Genomic DNA, 15,939 nt, shown 5'->3' with positions numbered 1-15,939 from the left:
GGTCTGTCCCCCCTTGTGCCGACACCCGTACCGGGGATTCTGGTGTCCCCCGTTCTGCGTTTGGATGGACGTGCCCCGGACCCGGGGTGACACGGACAGGACGTCCGGGGACGACGGAGGGCACGATGCTCGAACACACCAGCGCCGACACGCAGGCCGCGGCGGCCGCGGCGGCCACGCTGCACCTGCGGATCACGATCGTGGGTGCCACCGTCGACCTGCTCCGGGACGTCCCCTTCCACGAAGCCCGGCCGGTGCAGGTCGCCGAGCGGATGGGCATCAGCGTCGCCGAGCTGGAGCAGCACTTCCCGTCGTGGGACGGCCTGGTCCTCGCCGCACTGGACCGCTGGAACGGTGCCCGGATGGACGAGGTCACGCACGAGGTCGGTGACGGCTCGACCGTGGACCTGCTCCGCGCCATCGTCGCCTCGAACGCCGAGGACCCGGCCCTGATGCGCCTGCTCGTCGCCCTGCTGTCCGTCGCGGGCAACCCGGCGCACCCGATGGCGACCTACCTGCGGTCGCGGTACCAGCTCTTCTTCGCGCAGATCAAGCGCGGCCTGGAGCACGACGTCGCCATCGGCCGTGCCCCGCACACGATGGACCCCCGCCGCGGTGCCGAGCAGCTCATCGCCCTGTACGAGGGGCTGCAGCTGCAGGCCCTGCTGCGCGCCGAGCTCGACCTGGTGGCGGCGTTCGACCGCGCGGTCGCCCGGCTCGAGCGCGGCTGGATGGAGCGGTACGAGCCGCAGGCCGCCCGCCGTCTGGCGATGTGGGACGACGACGACTCGGGCAGCTGGGAGATCTGACCGGCGGTTCGTCCGCGGAGCGCGATCCTTGCGCCGTCGTGCAGCGCCCCGCGGGTACTCCGGGAGTCGCAACCTGACGGAAGGAACCGACATGGCAGCACCGAACCCCATCCAGGTCCAGAAGTACCTGAGCGGCATCGACTACCCGGCGTCCAAGGACGACGTGGTCTCGACGGCCGAGCAGGAGGGCGCCCCTGACGACGTCCTCAAGGCGCTCCGCGCGATCCCGGACGGCGAGTACGACGCCCCGACCGCGGTGTCGAGCGCGGTGTCCGACGCCGGCTGAGCGCGGCGGACCCACTCGGTGAGCAGAAGAGGTCGGGTGCGTGCGTCGCACCCGACCTCTTCTGCTCACGAAGCGTCTGACGGAGCGGTGCCGGCCGCGCCGCTCACGAAGCGCCGTTCGAGCGCGACCCGCGGGGCACCGAACCGTCGCCGGGGTCGTACCCGGTGTCACGGATGACACGCAGCGCCGTGGTGTCGTTGTGGACCGAGTGCACGACGACCCGACGCGTCCGGCGGAGCGCTCGACGGGCACCGGGCGTCGCGAAGAGCCCACCGAGCACCAGGCCCGCGCCGATCCCGAGTGCCACGGACACCGCTGCCACGAAGTCGAGCGCGGCGCTCGACGACCCGGACATGAAGTTCAGCAGGGCGTTCGACACGGCGACACCGGGCAGCAGCGCCCCGCAGAACGCCGGCACCGCGATCGCCGCCACGGCCGTGCGCATCCGGACGGCCGCGTAGGTCGAGAGCACCCCGAGCAGCACCGCCGCCAGGAACGTCGCCCCGAGGAGCGGCAGCCCGGCCTGGCGCAGCGCCCACAGCGCGGCACCGGCGGCGACCGAGAACACCACGGCGACCGGGATCACCCGGGCGCTCGCCTGCTGCACGAAGCAGTTCGCGCCCGCCGACACCACGGTCAGTGACAGCGACGCCCAGAGCGGCAGGGTCTGCGTCACGATGCCGGACGGGTCGACCTCGATCCGCAGCCAGTGCGTCACCGCGATCCCGGCCGGCACCCCGACCACGATCGCCGCGATGACCAGCCCGATGTAGAACGCCCGGGCCACGGCCATCGCCCGGAACCCCGAGATGGCGTCCTGCGCCCAGGTCACCAGGGACGGGTGCGGCAGCAGGAGCACCACGAGCGCCGCCACCATCGTCGCCGCACCGTTCGCGTTCAGCACGCCGGCCCAGATGGCCAGCGTGCCGATCGCCGACGCCACCGCGCCCTGCGCCCCGGACACGAAGAACTGCGGGTACCCCCGGTCGGTGAGCCAGCGCCCGGAGACGATGATCCCGAGCATCAGCACGAACGCCCCGAGTCCGGCCCGCCACCCGCCTCCGGCCTGCACGGCGATCGAGATGCCGAGGATCGACAGGCCGACGTCGGACAGCCACATCGGCCACCGCGGCGGGAGTCGCAGGACGGCGACCAGGGCGCTCACCGCCGAGGTCATGTCGCGGTCGTCGTGGATCAGGTCGTCGACGATCTGGTTCGCCCGCGCGAGCTTGTCGAGGTCGGAGCCGTCCGACCGCACGGTGCGGACCTTGACGAGCGGCGGGACGTCGGCCGGGGCGTACTGGATGGTCACCGAGCTGCCGGAGAAGTCGAGGTCGAGCGGCGCGAGGTTCCACTTCGTCGAGACCGCGACGACGGCCGTCTCGACGCTGCGGGTGTCGGCACCCGAGGCGAGCATGACCTCGGCCAGGTCGAGGCAGAAGTCGACGATCTGGGTCGCCGTGTACTGGTCGCGCCCCTTGGCGTCGGGCTCGACGTGCTCGTAGATCGTCCCGCGCAGGCGGGCTCGTGCGTCGCGCAGGTCGTGCTGCGCGAGGCTGCGGCGTCGTGGCCGGGGTGGGCGGCCCGGCTTGTGCGGGCCCGGGGGGTGCTGCTCGGCCATCACGCCATGGTGCCAGTCGACGGCGGCCGAGTCCGGACGTCCGCTGGACGCCTTCGGATCAGCCCCGGCGGCGCGTGCTCAGACGACCGAGGGCGAACGCCGCGACGACCGCGCCCACCAGCACGAGGACCGGTCCGGCCGTCAGCTGCCACGGTCGGCCATTGGCGACGAACGCGTAGTCGGACAGCGGGGCGACGGCGGCGAAGCCGAACGTGAACGTCGGAGCCGTCAGCACGAACACGACCCCGACGACGACGGCCAGCAGGCCGAGCCAGAGGGCGACGAGGGTCGGGGTGGCGAGGAAGCGGGGCACGGCACCCAGCGTAGGTGGACGACGGACGGGAGGCCCGGTGCCAGCTGGCACCGGGCCTCCCGTCCGTCACGTGGTGACGGTTCCTGCTTCGCGCGCCTACTGCGCTGCGTTCGCTACTGCTCGAAGGTCGCGTGCAGCGTGATCTCGACGCCGGTCAGTGCCTTGCTGACGGGGCAGGTCGCCTTGGCGTCCTCGGCGGCCTTGAGGAAGGCCGCCTCGTCGATGCCGGAGACCTCGCCGCTGACGGTCAGGACGATGCCGGTGAGGCGGAAGCCGCCGGCCGGGTCCGGGCCGAGCGAGACGTCGGCCTTGACGTCGAGGGCCTCGACCGTGCCGCCGGCCTCGCCGAGGACCGCGGAGAACTGCATGGCGTAGCAGGCCGAGTGGGCGGCGGCGATGAGCTCCTCGGGGCTCGTGGTGCCGCCGGCGTCCTCGGCGGTGCGCTTCGGGAACGAGACGTCGTACGTGCCGACCTTCGAGCTCGAGAGTTCGACCTGGCCGGAACCGTCCTCGAGGCCGCCGTTCCAGGCGGTGCGTGCGGTGCGAGTGGGCATGCCCGCTCCTTTCGTGTGGGGGAGCGGCCCCGAACGGGACCACCGCTCCTGAGTCAATCGGAGAACGAGCGTTCTCGCAACGGGCTCACGGCGAAGACGCAGGTCTGCCCTACGATCTGGCACATGGGGGACAGCGACAAGACAGGCTTCCGCGAGTCCGTACTCGAGCAGGGGCCGGCCGACGTGACGAACCCGGTGGTCGCCTGGCTCCGGTTCTGGACGCAGGGGTGGCGGTTCCACGGGCGGGCGAGTCGCTCGGAGTTCTGGTGGTGGGAGATGTACATCGACCCGTTCGGGGTCGTCCCGTCACCGCGGGTCTCGTTCCACCTGATCGACCGCGGGCAGGGGGCGTGGTTCGGCTGGGGCGGCGGCGAGCGGGACGTCTGGCCGGACGCGTGGGACCTGGCGATCCTCGTCCCGACGATCCTGACCATCGTGCCCCGGTGGTCGCTGCTCGTGCGGCGACTGCACGACCGGGACCACGCCGGGCTGTGGATCCTGCTCCTCGTGTTCACCGGACCACTCGGTGCGGTCGTGCTGGGTGTCATGGTGGCGCGGTCGTCGCGCCCTGGTGGGGCACGGTTCGACCGCGGACTGTTCGCGGGAGGGTGGGGTCCCGAGGCAACTGGGCGACACATGTCGTCCTCGACGACAGGTGTAGCGTGAAGGGCGATCAAAGGAGAACCCCATGCGCGCCGTCGTGTTCGAGCAGTACCAGACCTTCCCGTCCCTGACCGAGGTCCCGAAGCCCGCACCCGGGCCGGGTGAAGTCCTGCTCAAGGTCGCCGGCGCTGGTGCCTGCCACTCGGACGTCGCCGTGTACCGCGAGTTCCAGCAGGGGCAGCCGGGAGCCCAGGCGCCCGCGTTCGTGCTCGGCCACGAGAACTCCGGCTGGGTCGAGGCCGTCGGTGACGGGGTCACCGGCTTCGCCGAGGGCGACGCCTACCTGGTCTACGGGCCGGTCGGCTGCGGGCACTGCTCGTACTGCTCGAAGGGACAGGACACCTACTGCGAGAACGCCGCGACGAACCCCTACATGGGGATCGGCCTCGGGCGCGACGGCGGCATGGCGGAGTACGTGAGCGTCCCGGCGCGGAACCTCGTGCCGCTCGGCGACGCCGACCCGGTCGCCGCCGCACCGCTGAGCGACGCCGCCCTCACGCCGTACCACGCGATCAAGAACTCCCTGCCGAACCTGGCTGGTGGCGGTCGCTTCGCGCTCGTCGTCGGGCTGGGCGGCCTCGGGCAGATCGCCGTGCAGATCCTCACGGCGCTCACCGGTGCGACGGTCATCGCGACCGACATGAAGCAGGACGCGATGGACCGCGCCGCAGCCCGGGGCGCGATCACCGTCCCCGGCGGCCCGGACCAGGCCGAGCGCATCCGCGAGATCACCGGCGGACGCGGCGTCGACGCGGCCTTCGACTTCGTCGGTGCCACCCCCACGATCAAGGTCGCGCAGGCCTCGATGGCGGTCGGCGGGCGGTTCACCGTCGTCGGGATCGCGGGCGGCACCACCGAGTGGAACTTCTTCGCGACGCCGTACGAGTCGACGATCACGAACACCTACTGGGGCACCATCGAGGACCTGCACGAGGTCGTCGCGATGTACCGCGCCGGGCAGATCGTCCCCGACGTCGAGCGCTACGCGCTGTCCGACGCACTCGAGGCGTACCGGAAGCTCGAGGCCGGCGAGCTCTCGGGTCGCGCAGTGGTCGTCCCGACGCTCTGAACCGGGCGTACCTGGTCGATTCGGGCGTACCTGGTCGGATCGGGCGTACCTGGTCGATTCGGGCGTACCTGGTCGGAAGTTCTGATCAGGTACGCCCGATTCCACTTTCCAGTGCGGGTGTTCTGGGAAGGAACGGGCGTCGGTCAGCGTCCCGCCGCGTAGCCCTGCGCGCCGCGGGGGTTCGCGGCGGCGCCGAGGATCCCGGTGTCCGGGTCACGGGTGACGCACGACAGCCGGCCCAGGCTCCAGTCACCGCCGCGGGTCACGACGTGTCCGCGGGCCTCGAGTGCCCCGATGACCTCGTCCCCCAGGCGGTCTTCGACGACCAGGCCCGCGGGCTCCCACGTGCGCGGCCAGAACGACCCCGGGAACGACGTGGTGTGCAGCGCCGGCGCGTCGATCGCCTGCTGTGGGGAGTACCCGCCGACGATCCAGCGCAGCAGGAACAGCAGCTGCCACTGGTCCTGCTGGTCACCGCCGGGGGAGCCGAGCGCGGCGACCGGCTGCCCGTCGCGGAGCACCAGGGTCGGGGTCAGCGTGGTGCGGGGGCGCTCGCCGGGCCGCAGGGTCGAGGCCGTGCCCGGTTCGAGCCACGTCATCTGCAGGCGGGTGCCGAGGCAGAACCCGAGCTCGGGGATCGTCGGCGACGACTGCAGCCACCCGCCGGACGGGGTCGCGCTGACGATGTTGCCCCAGCGGTCCACGACGTCGATGTGGCACGTGTCGCCGCGGGTCTCGCCGTCGGGGGTGACGAACGGCTCGCCGCGGTCCTCGAGCGGAGCGGCGGGCGGGACCTCGGTGTCGGCTTCTGCCTCGCGGGCGACCTGCACGGTCGGTTCGCCCACCCCGACCGACCCGGCGGAGTCGTACGAGGTGCGGATCGGCGGCAGCGCGTGCTCGGCCCCGGCGATCGTGCCGGGTCGGAGCTCCGCCGAGGCCCGCTCGCCGATCAGTGCGCGGCGCTCGTCGGCGTAGGCGTCGGAGAGCAGGACGTCCATCGGGACCTCGCCGTCGCCGTAGAACGCCTCGCGGTCGGCGAGGGCGAGCTTCTGCGCCTCGACGATCGTGTGCGCGCCGAGCTCGGTCGACGGGTCGAGCAGGGCGTCGTCGAGCGGTTCGAGCAGCCGCAGTGTCTGGAGCAGCGCCGGACCCTGGCCCCACGGTCCGGTCTTGGCGATCGTGCAGCCGCGGAACTCGGCGGTCGTCGCGGGTTCGTACGACGCGCGGAACGCCGCCAGGTCGGACGCCCGGATGACCCCGGCGTGGTCGGTGCCCGACGCGTGCCGGTGCGGTTCGCGGACGAACCGGTCGATCGCCTCGGCGACGAACCCCTCCGCCCACTCGGACCGGGCCGCATCGATGCGGCCGGTCCGGCTGCCGGCACCGGCGCCGGCCTCGACCAGCCGGTCGAGCACCGCGGCGAGTGCCTCGTTGCGCACCAGGTCCCCGGGGACCGGCACCGTGCCTCCCGGCAGCCACTGCGTGGCGGAGGTGGGCCAGTGCTGCTCGAACAGGCCGCGCACGGCGGTGATCGTCCGGACCACCGCAGGTGCGACCGGGTGGCCGTCGCGGGCGTACCCGACCGCGGGGACGAGGACGTCGGCCAGTTCCCACGTGCCGTGGTCGCGGAGCAGGAGCAGCCAGGCGTCGACCGCGCCGGGGACGGTCGCGGCCAGCGCGCCGGAGCCGGGGACCAGGTCGAGGCCCTCGGCGCGGTAGTGCTCCGGGGTCGCGCCCTCGGGCGCGGGACCCTGACCGACCAGCACCGTCGGCACGGGGTTGACTGCCGTCGCGAAGACCGCCGTCAGGTCGCCCCCGGGGCCGTTCAGGTGGGGCTCCACGACCTGCAGGACGAAGGCCCCGGCGACGGCGGCGTCGAAGGCGTTGCCGCCGCGCTCGAGCACCGACTGGGCGGTCGCCGTCGCGATCCAGTGCGTCGACGCCGCCATCCCGAACGTGCCCCGCAGGTCCGGACGGGTGGTCTGCGCTGCGGGCGGGACGAAGGCGGGGTTCGGCGTCGACATGGTCCCATCCTGTCCCGCGGCGGATACTCCCGTGCTGTACACCCCCCGTCCAAGGGGTTGTGCACCCCGCGCAGAAAAGCGAACATCGTTCGGCGACTCGTGCAGGGCGAGCGCCGAACGACCGCGCGCTCGCACGGTCGGTTCCAGGGCAGGGGATCCATGACCACCACTCCGTCGACCGTCGCACGTGCGCGCCGACTCCCACGCATCGCCGGCGCCGTGACGGCACTGGCCCTGGCAGCGGGGGCGCTCGTGGCGACAGCCGAACCGGCAGCGGCCTCTGCGGTCTGGGTCGGCTCGGCCCCGGCCGGCACCAAGATCCTGCCCGGCGACCAGGTCACGTCGCCGAACGGCCAGTTCAAGCTCATCATGCAGGGCGACGGCAACCTGGTCGAGTACGGCATCGGCAACCGCGTGCTGTGGGCGTCGAACACCGCCGGCAACTCCGGCGCGATCGCCGTGGTCGGCAAGAACCGCGCCCTCGACATCACCAAGAACGGCAAGCGTGTGGCCCGTTGGGCCTCGGCCGGCACCGTGAACTCGACCGCACTGAAGGTGCGCGCCGACGGCACGATGGCGCTGCTCGCCGGCAAGACCGTGGTCGTGAGCTGGAACGGCTACCAGGACCGGGTCCCGTCGGGGAACACCATCCTGGGCGGCACCGTGCTGCGATCCGACACCTCGAACACGCGCATCCTCAACATGCGCACCGACGGCAACCTGGTGCAGAAGGTCAGCGGTCGCGTCGTCTGGCAGTCGCGCACCGGCGGGCACCCGGGAGCCTGGGCCGAGCTGCAGGCCAAGGGCAACTTCGTCATCTGGACCCGTGACGCCTCACGCAAGAAGGTCGCGCTCTGGAGCTCGCGCACCAGCACCGCCGGGTCGGGCAACCTGCTCGTGCAGGTCGACGGCAACGTCGTGCTCTACGGCGCGAAGGACACCCGGGTCTGGTCGAGCCGACCGGTCACCGGCCTGGCCTGGCCGGTCAACGGCACGAAGATCACCGGCCGGTACGGCGACGACCGCGGCGCCGGGCACGTCCCGCGCTACCACCAGGGCACAGACGCCCCTGTGCCGGTGGGGACGGCCGTGTACGGCTCCGGGACGGGGACGGTCACCAAGACCATCGCGAACGACGCGGCCTACGGCAACTACATCGTCGTCACGTACGGCATGACGGCGGTGCTGACGGCGCACCTCAGCAAGATCGAGGTGAAGCAGGGGCAGATCGTGAAGCTCGGCACCGAGATCGCGAAGTCCGGCAACACCGGGCAGTCGACGGGGCCGCACGTGCACGTCGAGACGCGGCGGAACGGCACCCTCGTCGACCCGCTGAAGAACATGCACTTCCGCTGAGGCGGGGTGGGGCGCGAGCTGACGTTCGCTTCGTGAGCAGAAATGGTCGGGTCGCCTTCGGGCACCCGACCATTTCTGCACTCCAAGTGCGGGCCACCTCGCACGGTGCGAGAGCTCGCCCGCGGCGCGGATAGCCTGGGCGGGATGAGGAAGCGCGGCGGAACGGTGCTCGTGTTGGTGGCGATCGGGGTCCTGGCGGGCGTGCTGTCCGGGCTGTTCGGCGTCGGTGGTGGGGTCATCGTGGCGCCGGCGCTCATGGCCTTCGCACAGATGGACCAGCGTCGGGCCTCGGCCACCTCGCTCGTGGCGATCGCCCCCGCGGCCGTCGTCGGTGCGGTCACCTACGCCGTGCAGGGCGAGGTGCACTGGCTGGCGGCCCTGACCCTGGCGGTCGGCAGCGTCATCGGCGCCCCGATCGGTGCCCGGCTGCTCCGTGCCCTGCCACTCCGCGCGCTGCCGTGGATCTTCGTCGGGTTCATCGCCGTCGTGCTCGTGTCGCTGTTCACCACGGTGCCGACCCGCGGCGGCGAGGTGCACTTCGGGGTCGTCGAGGCGGTCGTCCTGCTGCTGCTCGGGCTGCTGTCGGGGGTGCTGTCCGGGCTCGTCGGGGTCGGCGGCGGGGTCGTCATCGTGCCGGGGCTCGAGGTCGTGCTCGGCGCCGGCGACCTGCTGGCGAAGGGCACGTCACTCCTCACGATGGTGCCGACGTCGGTGTCCGGGACGGTCGCGAACCTCCGGCGCCGTGCGGTCGACCTGCGGGTCGGGCTGACGGTCGGCATCACCGCCGCCGTGTGCTCGCCGGGTGGTGCCGTGCTGGCGCGCCTGGTGGATCCGCAGGTGGGCACCTGGATGTTCGCGGCGTTCCTGGTGGTCGTCGCGGTCATCGTGCTCAGCCGCGGGCGTCGGAGGGCACCACAGAACGACGCGAGCGACGGGGAGGTCGCGTGACGGGCCTCCAGGCAGGGCGCGACGCGGAAGCCGTGCTGGCGGCGTTCGCCCGCACCACCGGCGACATCGCCGCGGCCCGCCGGGTCGCGCGGCAGTTCCACGACCTCGACGAGGGGGAGCGCTCGGCGCTGCTCTGGAGCGAGGACGACGGCGCGAAGCTCGTCGCCGTCCTGCTGCTCGTGCAGGCGATGCGGGCGCAGCCGGACCCGGAGCTCACCGACGAGTACCTGTCCGCGGCGAAGGCCGAGCGGCTCGAAGACCCGGTGCTCGTCGACCTGGCCGCCGAGGAACTCGTCGGCGCCCCGTTGGTGGGCGCCTCGACCGGTCCGCTGTTCGCGCTGGCGAAGTCCGACGTCGCGATGGTCCGCCGGATCGCGGTCGTGGCGACCCTGGCGTTCGCGAAGCAGGGCGACGCCGAGGTGCCGCTCGGGATCGCCGGGCGCCTGGTTCGGGAGCGCAGCGAGACGGTGCAGTCGGCGCTCGGTCTCGTCCTGCGCGAGACGGGGAAGCGGGCGTCCGAGCCGGCACTCGTGGCGTTCCTCGAGCAGAGCGGCCGGTTCCTCAGCCCGGCCGCCCGCCGGACGGCCACCGAGCACCTGCCGCCAGGGGAGCGTGACCGGCTGCGGGGCTGACCGAGCGGCGCTGTGCTGTGCTGTGCTGTGAACCGACTGTGCAGTCTGCCCAACCGACCAAATGGTCGGTTACGGTCGACCGATGACCACGACCAGCACCACCCCGACCCACCGCGCCTCCGTCCGTGAGTGGGCGTCCCTCGGCGTCCTCACCCTGGCCGTGGTGCTCCTGGCGATCGACGGCACCGTGCTGGCCCTGGCGGTGCCGTCCCTGACCGCCGACCTCGACCCGACCGCGACCCAGGTGCTCTGGATCGGCGACGTCTACTCGTTCGCACTCGCCGGGTTGCTCGTCACGATGGGCAACGTCGCCGATCGGATCGGTCGGAAGCGCCTGCTGCTCCTCGGCTCCGTCGCGTTCGGACTGGCATCGGCCGCTGCGGCCTTCGCCTCGAGCCCGGAGCTGCTCATCGCCGCACGGGCACTCCTCGGCGTCGCCGGCGCCACCCTGATGCCCTCGACGCTGTCGCTGGTGCGCACGATCTTCCGCGACCCGCGGCAGCGCACCACCGCCATCGCGGTGTGGTCCGCGGGCGCGACCGGTGGTGCCGCGGCCGGACCACTCGTCGGCGGGGCGCTGCTGGAACACTTCTGGTGGGGATCGGTGTTCCTCATCAACATCCCCGTCATCGCGGTGATCGTCGTCGCCGGGGCGTTCCTGCTGCCGGAGTCCCGCGGCGGCGCCCGGACCCCGATCGACCTGCTCTCCGCGGTGCTCTCGGTGCTCGCGATCGTGCCGCTGGTCTACGCCGTGAAGCACGTCGCCGGGCACGGGTTCGACTGGACGGTGCCGGCGACCGCGTTGCTCGGGCTCGCGTCGGGCTGGTGGTTCGTCCGGCGGCAGAAACGCCTGACCACGCCGCTCATCGACCTGCAGCTGTTCCGGATCCCGGCGTTCTCCGGTGCGGTGGTCGCGAACTCGCTGTCCGTCTTCGCGCTGAGCGGTCTGCTGTTCTTCTTCTCGCAGTACCTGCAGCTGGTGCGCGGGTTCACTCCGCTGCTCGCCGGAGCCGCGGAGCTGCCCGCCACCCTGGCGTCCATCACGGTCATCGCCGTGATCGGCCTGCTCTCCCGTCGCGTCGGCCCCGGTCGCTCCATCGGCCTCGGGCTGGCGGTCGCCGCGGTCGGCATGGCCGGACTCGCCTTCGCCGAGGGGCTGCCGACGTACTGGGGGATCGCCATCGCGCTCGCCGTGGTCGGCCTCGGCGTCGGGGTGTCGATGACGCTGGCGACGGACGCGGTCGTCGCCGCGGCTCCGCGGGAGCGTGCGGGCGCCGCCTCGGCGATCTCGGAGACCGGGTACGAGCTCGGCGTCGCGCTCGGCATCGCGGTGCTCGGGTCGCTGCAGACCGCGTTCTACCGGTCGAACCTCGACCTCACGGGCGACAGCCTGGGTTCGGGGGTTGCGGACCGGCTCCGGGAGTCGTTGGCGTCGGCGAGCCAGGTACTGCAACCGGGGTCGCCGGTGCTCGAGCACGCCCGTGAAGCGTTCACCGGTGGCATGCAACTCGCCTCCGTCTGCGCCGCGGTGCTGCTCGCGGTCGCCGCCGTGGTCGCGCTCCGGGTCATCCCGAACCGGCAGGATGGACCGCATGACCACTGACCGCAGCACGGGCCCCGGCACCGGCACCGACGGCTCCCGCGACCGCGAGCGCACGCGGCAGGCCGTGCTCGAGTCCGCACGCCGATTGCTCGCCGAGCGCGGTACGCGGGTGAGCGTCGCCGAGATCGCGACCGAAGCCGGCGTCTCGAAGAGCGGGCTGCTGCACCACTTCCCGTCGAAGGACGAACTCCTGCTCGCGGTCGTCGAGCACGGGTTGGCCGCGTTCACGGACGAGGTCATGCAGCACGTGGACCTCGCCGAGAACCGACCGGGCAAGGTCCTGCGCGCCTACGTCCGGACGCTCTGCGGCGGCAGCGAGCAGGCGATGGACCTGTTCGCACCGTCGTCGCACTGGCCCGGTCTGATGGCCGTCCCGGGGATCGCCGCGGCCGTCGCCGCCGACGCCGAGCACTGGCGGACGCTGTTCGCACGCGACGGCCTGCCCGAGGACCGCGCACTGGTGGTCCGGCACGCGGCCGAGGGCCTCGCGGCCGCGGTCGGCATGCCGCCCTACCTGGACGAGCGGGAGCTCGCGGTCGCGCGCGACGCCTTGCTCGCCCTGGCAGAACCCGCCTGAGGCGACGGCCGGGAGGCCCGGTGCGGGTCCGCCCCGCCGCTGGCCGCCCGCGCGCACCGGCCCCACCGCTGGCCCGGTCCGACGCCTAGGCTGCGGGCATGCACACCGAGGTGCCCCGGATCGACGCCGGACTCGTCGAACGACTTGTCGCGGAGCAGTTCCCCGACTGGGCCGACCTGCCCGTGCACGAGGTCGACCACCAGGGCTGGGACAACCGCACCTACCGGCTCGGGGACGCCCTGTCGGTGCGACTGCCGAGCGCGGCCGGCTACGTGCCCGCGGTCGAGAAGGAGCAGGACGTCCTGCCGTACCTCGCCCGGCGGCTGGACGTCGCCGTCCCGGAGCCCGTGGCGCTCGGGGAACCGGGCCAGGGGTACCCGTTCCCGTGGTCGGTGCGGCGGTGGCTCGACGGGGTGCCCGCCGTGCAGGTCGACGACCTCGACCACGAGCGCTTCGCTGCCGGGGTCGGTGCCGTGCTCCGGCAGCTCCGGAGCGTCCCGGCGACGGGCGGCCCCACCGCCGGCGCGCACTCGTTCCACCGCGGCGAGCACCCGTCCGTGTACGACGCCGAGGTGCGGACGGCGCTCGACACGCTCGGCGGCGGCGGCGGCGGCAGCGGCAGGACCGGCGGCACCGTCGTCGACCGCGGCGCGTGCGAAGCGGTCTGGGCCGAGGCCCTCGCCAGCCGGTGGGAGGCGCCGGCCGTCTGGTTCCACGGCGACGTCGCCCCGGGCAACCTGCTCGTCGACGACACCGGGCGGCTGTGCGCGGTGATCGACTTCGGCACGTGCGGCGTGGGGGACCCGGCGTGCGACCTCGTGCTCGCGTGGACGATGCTGGACGGCCCGGCGCGACGGGTGTTCCGGCGGGCCGTCGACCTGGACGACGACACGTGGGCGCGTGCACGGGGATGGGCGCTGTGGAAGGCGCTCATCATGCTCGCGGGCAGTGCCGGACCGGGCGGTCGCGACGAGCACGAGCGGGTCCTCGCAGCCGTCCTCGCCTGAGGTCGCGGCCACGGCTGCCCACCCGTGCCGACGTGCGCGAGGGGGACGCGGGGCTGGGAGCGTCCACGGGGCGGGCGCGTACCGAGGAGGGGAACGCGAGTCGTGCCTCCAGGCCGGCTCGAAGCGACCACGAGAGGAACGCAACGTGCGCGCACTGACCTACCAGGGCACCGAGAAGGTGTCCGTCGAGACCGTCCCCGACCCGACCATCCAGGAGCCGACCGACGCGATCGTGCGGATCACCTCCACGGCGATCTGCGGGTCCGACCTGCACCTGTACCGCGTGCTCGGCCCGTACATCGACCGCGGCGACGTCCTCGGCCACGAGCCGATGGGCATCGTGGAAGAGGTCGGATCCGGCGTCACGAACCTGAAGGTCGGCGACCGGGTCGTCATCCCCTTCAACATCTCCTGCGGCCACTGCTGGATGTGCCAGCACGGCCTGCAGTCGCAGTGCGAGACCACCCAGGTGACCGAGTACGGCACCGGTGCCTCGCTGTTCGGCTACACCAAGATGTACGGCCAGGTCCCCGGTGGCCAGGCCGAGTACCTGCGCGTGCCGCACGCCGACTACGGCCCCATCGTCGTGCCGGACGACGGCACCCCCGACGACCGCTGGCTGTTCCTGAGCGACATCCTGCCGACCGCGTGGCAGGCCGTGCAGTACGCCCAGGTGCCCGAGGGTGGCACGCTCGCCGTGCTCGGCCTCGGCCCGGTCGGCCAGTTCGCCGCCCGCATCGGCAAGCACCTCGGCTACCGCGTGCTCGCTGTCGACCCCGAGCAGGTCCGCCGTGACCTCGGGGCGAAGCACGGTGCCGAGGTGTTCGACCTGACGAAGGACCTGGTGCCCGAGCTCGTCGACCTGACCGACGGCCGCGGCCCCGACGGGGTCGTCGACGCCGTCGGCATGGAGGCGCACGGCAACCCGATGGCGGGCTTCGCCCAGCGCGCCGCCGGCCTGCTGCCCGACAAGCTCGCACAGAAGGCGATCGAGACCGCCGGGGTCGACCGCCTGGCGGCCGTGCACGCGGCCATCGACCTGGTCCGTCGCGGCGGCACCGTCTCGCTGAGCGGTGTCTACGGCGGCATGGCCGACCCGATGCCGATGATGACGCTGTTCGACAAGCAGATCACCATCCGTGAGGGCCAGTGCAACGTGAAGCGCTGGATCGACGACATCATGCCGCTCGTCTCCGACCCGTCGGACCCGCTCGGCACGCTCGACCTGACCACCCACCGCGTCTCGCTCGAGGATGCCCCGCACATGTACGAGGTCTTCCAGAAGAAGCAGGACGACTGCGTCAAGGTCGTGCTCGACCCCGCGATGGCCGCGGCCTGATGCGCATCGTCGTCGTCGGCGCGACCGGCAACGTGGGGACGGCGGTGCTCCGTCGGCTCGCGGCCGTGCGCGCCGACGGCGACGGTGACACCCGCCGTGGCGGTGCCGGCCGCGACACCGCTGGCAGTGACGCCGTCGGCCGTGACGGCGCTGGCCGTGACGCCGCCGGCGTCCAGATCGTCGGTGTCGCCCGGCGCCTGCCGGACCTGCGCGCGGAGCCGTACGCCGCCGCCGTCTGGCACGCCGTCGACGTCGGTGCCGCGGACGCCGTGGACCAGCTCGCCGCCGTGTTCCAGGGCGCCGACGCCGTCATCCACCTGGCGTGGGCGCTGCAACCGACGCACGACATCCCCGCGCAGCACCGCACGAACGTGACCGGGACGGCGAACGTCCTGGCGGCGGTCGCGCGCGCCGAGGTGCCCCAGGTCGTCGTCGCGTCGTCGGTCGGTGCCTACCGCGGGGTGGACGTCGACGGCAAGCACACCCCCGTGGACGAGAGCTGGCCGACGGACGGCATCCCGACGGCGACGTACTCGATCCACAAGGCCGCCAACGAGGCCGCGATGGACGCGTTCGAAGCCGAACACCCCTCCGTGACCGTCACCCGGCTGCGCCCGGGACTGATCTTCCAGCGGGACGCCGCCGCCGAGATCCGCGGGCTGTTCCTCGGACACCTCGTGCCGATGTCGATCGTCCGGTGGATCCGCTGGCTCGTGCTGCCGCTGCCGTACCCGTTCGTGTTCCAGGCCGTGCACGCCGACGACGTCGCCGACGCCTACTGGCGCGCGGTCGACCGACGGGCAGCGGGGGCGTTCAACATCGCGGCCTCGCCCGTGCTCAACCCGCCGCGACTGGCTCGGGCCTTCGGCATGCTCGGTGCCGTCCGGATCCCGCTGCGGCTGCTGCGCGGGATCGTCACGGTGACGTGGCGGCTGCGGTTGCAGCCGACGGACGCCGGGTGGATCGACATCGCTGCCGGCGTGCCGATCATGCGGACCGACCGTGCCCGGTCGGTGCTCGGATGGGAGGCCCGACACACCTCCGAAGAAGCGTTGCGTGCACTCGTGGCCGGGTTCGCGGACGGTGCGAACGTTCCGGGGTCGGGGCCGCTGCGCGGCTGATTGGGCTGGGGCTGGCC

Annotated in this window: 16 protein-coding genes; 12 read left to right on the top strand and 4 right to left on the bottom strand. The window is 72.8% G+C overall.

The features are described 5' to 3' along the window. Positions 1 to 125: 125 nt before the first annotated feature. Entirely contained in the window at positions 126 to 809 is a 684-nt protein-coding gene (locus tag DEJ05_RS14475) for a TetR/AcrR family transcriptional regulator (protein WP_027467173.1), read from the top strand. Between the two features lie 91 nt (positions 810 to 900). Then, complete coding sequence (locus tag DEJ05_RS14470) at positions 901 to 1,095, top strand: DUF2795 domain-containing protein (RefSeq protein ID WP_111110758.1); 195 nt, start codon at positions 901 to 903, stop codon at positions 1,093 to 1,095. Positions 1,096 to 1,198: 103 nt separating this feature from the next. On the opposite strand, the gene DEJ05_RS14465 is transcribed toward DEJ05_RS14470, so the two are convergent. From DEJ05_RS14465 to DEJ05_RS14455, 3 genes are all read right to left on the bottom strand, one after another. Next, positions 1,199 to 2,716 (bottom strand): threonine/serine exporter ThrE family protein, encoded by a 1,518-nt coding sequence (locus tag DEJ05_RS14465; protein ID WP_111110757.1) that lies wholly within the window; start codon positions 2,714 to 2,716, stop codon positions 1,199 to 1,201. A gap of 58 nt (positions 2,717 to 2,774) precedes the next feature. Beyond that, on the bottom strand, positions 2,775 to 3,029 hold the full coding sequence (locus tag DEJ05_RS18160) for a hypothetical protein (RefSeq protein WP_181440734.1): 255 nt from the start codon (positions 3,027 to 3,029) through the stop codon (positions 2,775 to 2,777). A gap of 113 nt (positions 3,030 to 3,142) precedes the next feature. Further along, positions 3,143 to 3,583: an OsmC family peroxiredoxin gene (locus tag DEJ05_RS14455; protein ID WP_027467170.1), complete on the bottom strand. Its 441-nt coding sequence runs from the start codon at positions 3,581 to 3,583 to the stop codon at positions 3,143 to 3,145. A gap of 123 nt (positions 3,584 to 3,706) precedes the next feature. On the opposite strand from DEJ05_RS14455, the gene DEJ05_RS14450 reads away from it, so the two are divergent. Next, positions 3,707 to 4,249, top strand: a complete 543-nt coding sequence (locus DEJ05_RS14450) for a DUF805 domain-containing protein (RefSeq protein WP_111110756.1) — start codon at positions 3,707 to 3,709, stop codon at positions 4,247 to 4,249. 22 nt (positions 4,250 to 4,271) lie between these two features. Next, entirely contained in the window at positions 4,272 to 5,315 is a 1,044-nt protein-coding gene (locus tag DEJ05_RS14445) for an NAD(P)-dependent alcohol dehydrogenase (protein WP_111024593.1), read from the top strand. A 143-nt stretch (positions 5,316 to 5,458) separates the two neighbouring features. On the opposite strand, the gene DEJ05_RS14440 is transcribed toward DEJ05_RS14445, so the two are convergent. Then, positions 5,459 to 7,339 (bottom strand): gamma-glutamyltransferase family protein, encoded by a 1,881-nt coding sequence (locus tag DEJ05_RS14440; RefSeq protein WP_111110755.1) that lies wholly within the window; start codon positions 7,337 to 7,339, stop codon positions 5,459 to 5,461. Between the two features lie 159 nt (positions 7,340 to 7,498). Here DEJ05_RS14440 and DEJ05_RS18410 point away from each other — a divergent pair, with 159 nt between their 5' ends. The 8 genes from DEJ05_RS18410 (at position 7,499) to DEJ05_RS14400 (ending at position 15,922) form a co-directional block, all read left to right on the top strand. Then, a complete protein-coding gene (locus tag DEJ05_RS18410; protein ID WP_110865535.1) occupies positions 7,499 to 8,695 on the top strand; it encodes a peptidoglycan DD-metalloendopeptidase family protein in 1,197 nt (398 codons plus the stop codon). A gap of 144 nt (positions 8,696 to 8,839) precedes the next feature. Further along, positions 8,840 to 9,643, top strand: coding sequence for a sulfite exporter TauE/SafE family protein (locus tag DEJ05_RS14430; RefSeq protein WP_111110754.1), 804 nt, complete (start codon positions 8,840 to 8,842; stop codon positions 9,641 to 9,643). Continuing rightward, complete coding sequence (locus DEJ05_RS14425; RefSeq protein WP_181440733.1) at positions 9,640 to 10,275, top strand: DNA alkylation repair protein; 636 nt, start codon at positions 9,640 to 9,642, stop codon at positions 10,273 to 10,275. Before DEJ05_RS14430 ends, DEJ05_RS14425 begins: the two co-directional genes overlap by 4 nt. An 82-nt stretch (positions 10,276 to 10,357) precedes the next feature. Beyond that, positions 10,358 to 11,878 carry an MFS transporter gene (locus DEJ05_RS14420; protein ID WP_111110772.1) on the top strand — a complete coding sequence of 507 codons (1,521 nt, stop codon included), beginning with the start codon at positions 10,358 to 10,360 and terminating at the stop codon, positions 11,876 to 11,878. Continuing rightward, on the top strand, positions 11,868 to 12,455 hold the full coding sequence (locus DEJ05_RS14415) for a TetR/AcrR family transcriptional regulator (protein WP_051597141.1): 588 nt from the start codon (positions 11,868 to 11,870) through the stop codon (positions 12,453 to 12,455). Before DEJ05_RS14420 ends, DEJ05_RS14415 begins: the two co-directional genes overlap by 11 nt. A gap of 98 nt (positions 12,456 to 12,553) precedes the next feature. Then, positions 12,554 to 13,462: an aminoglycoside phosphotransferase family protein gene (locus DEJ05_RS14410; protein ID WP_111110752.1), complete on the top strand. Its 909-nt coding sequence runs from the start codon at positions 12,554 to 12,556 to the stop codon at positions 13,460 to 13,462. A 145-nt stretch (positions 13,463 to 13,607) separates the two neighbouring features. Beyond that, a complete protein-coding gene (locus DEJ05_RS14405; RefSeq protein WP_071404842.1) occupies positions 13,608 to 14,801 on the top strand; it encodes a zinc-dependent alcohol dehydrogenase in 1,194 nt (397 codons plus the stop codon). Continuing rightward, positions 14,801 to 15,922 carry an NAD-dependent epimerase/dehydratase family protein gene (locus tag DEJ05_RS14400; protein WP_111110751.1) on the top strand — a complete coding sequence of 374 codons (1,122 nt, stop codon included), beginning with the start codon at positions 14,801 to 14,803 and terminating at the stop codon, positions 15,920 to 15,922. The genes DEJ05_RS14405 and DEJ05_RS14400 overlap by 1 nt, the downstream gene beginning before the upstream one ends. Positions 15,923 to 15,939: the final 17 nt, after the last annotated feature.

It is taken from the genome of Curtobacterium sp. MCLR17_045 (genome assembly GCF_003234405.1).
Taxonomy (GTDB): Bacteria; Actinomycetota; Actinomycetes; order Actinomycetales; family Microbacteriaceae; genus Curtobacterium; species Curtobacterium flaccumfaciens.
The sequence above is the reverse complement of the archived record's forward strand: the minus strand, read 5'-3'. Positions and strand labels throughout refer to the sequence as shown.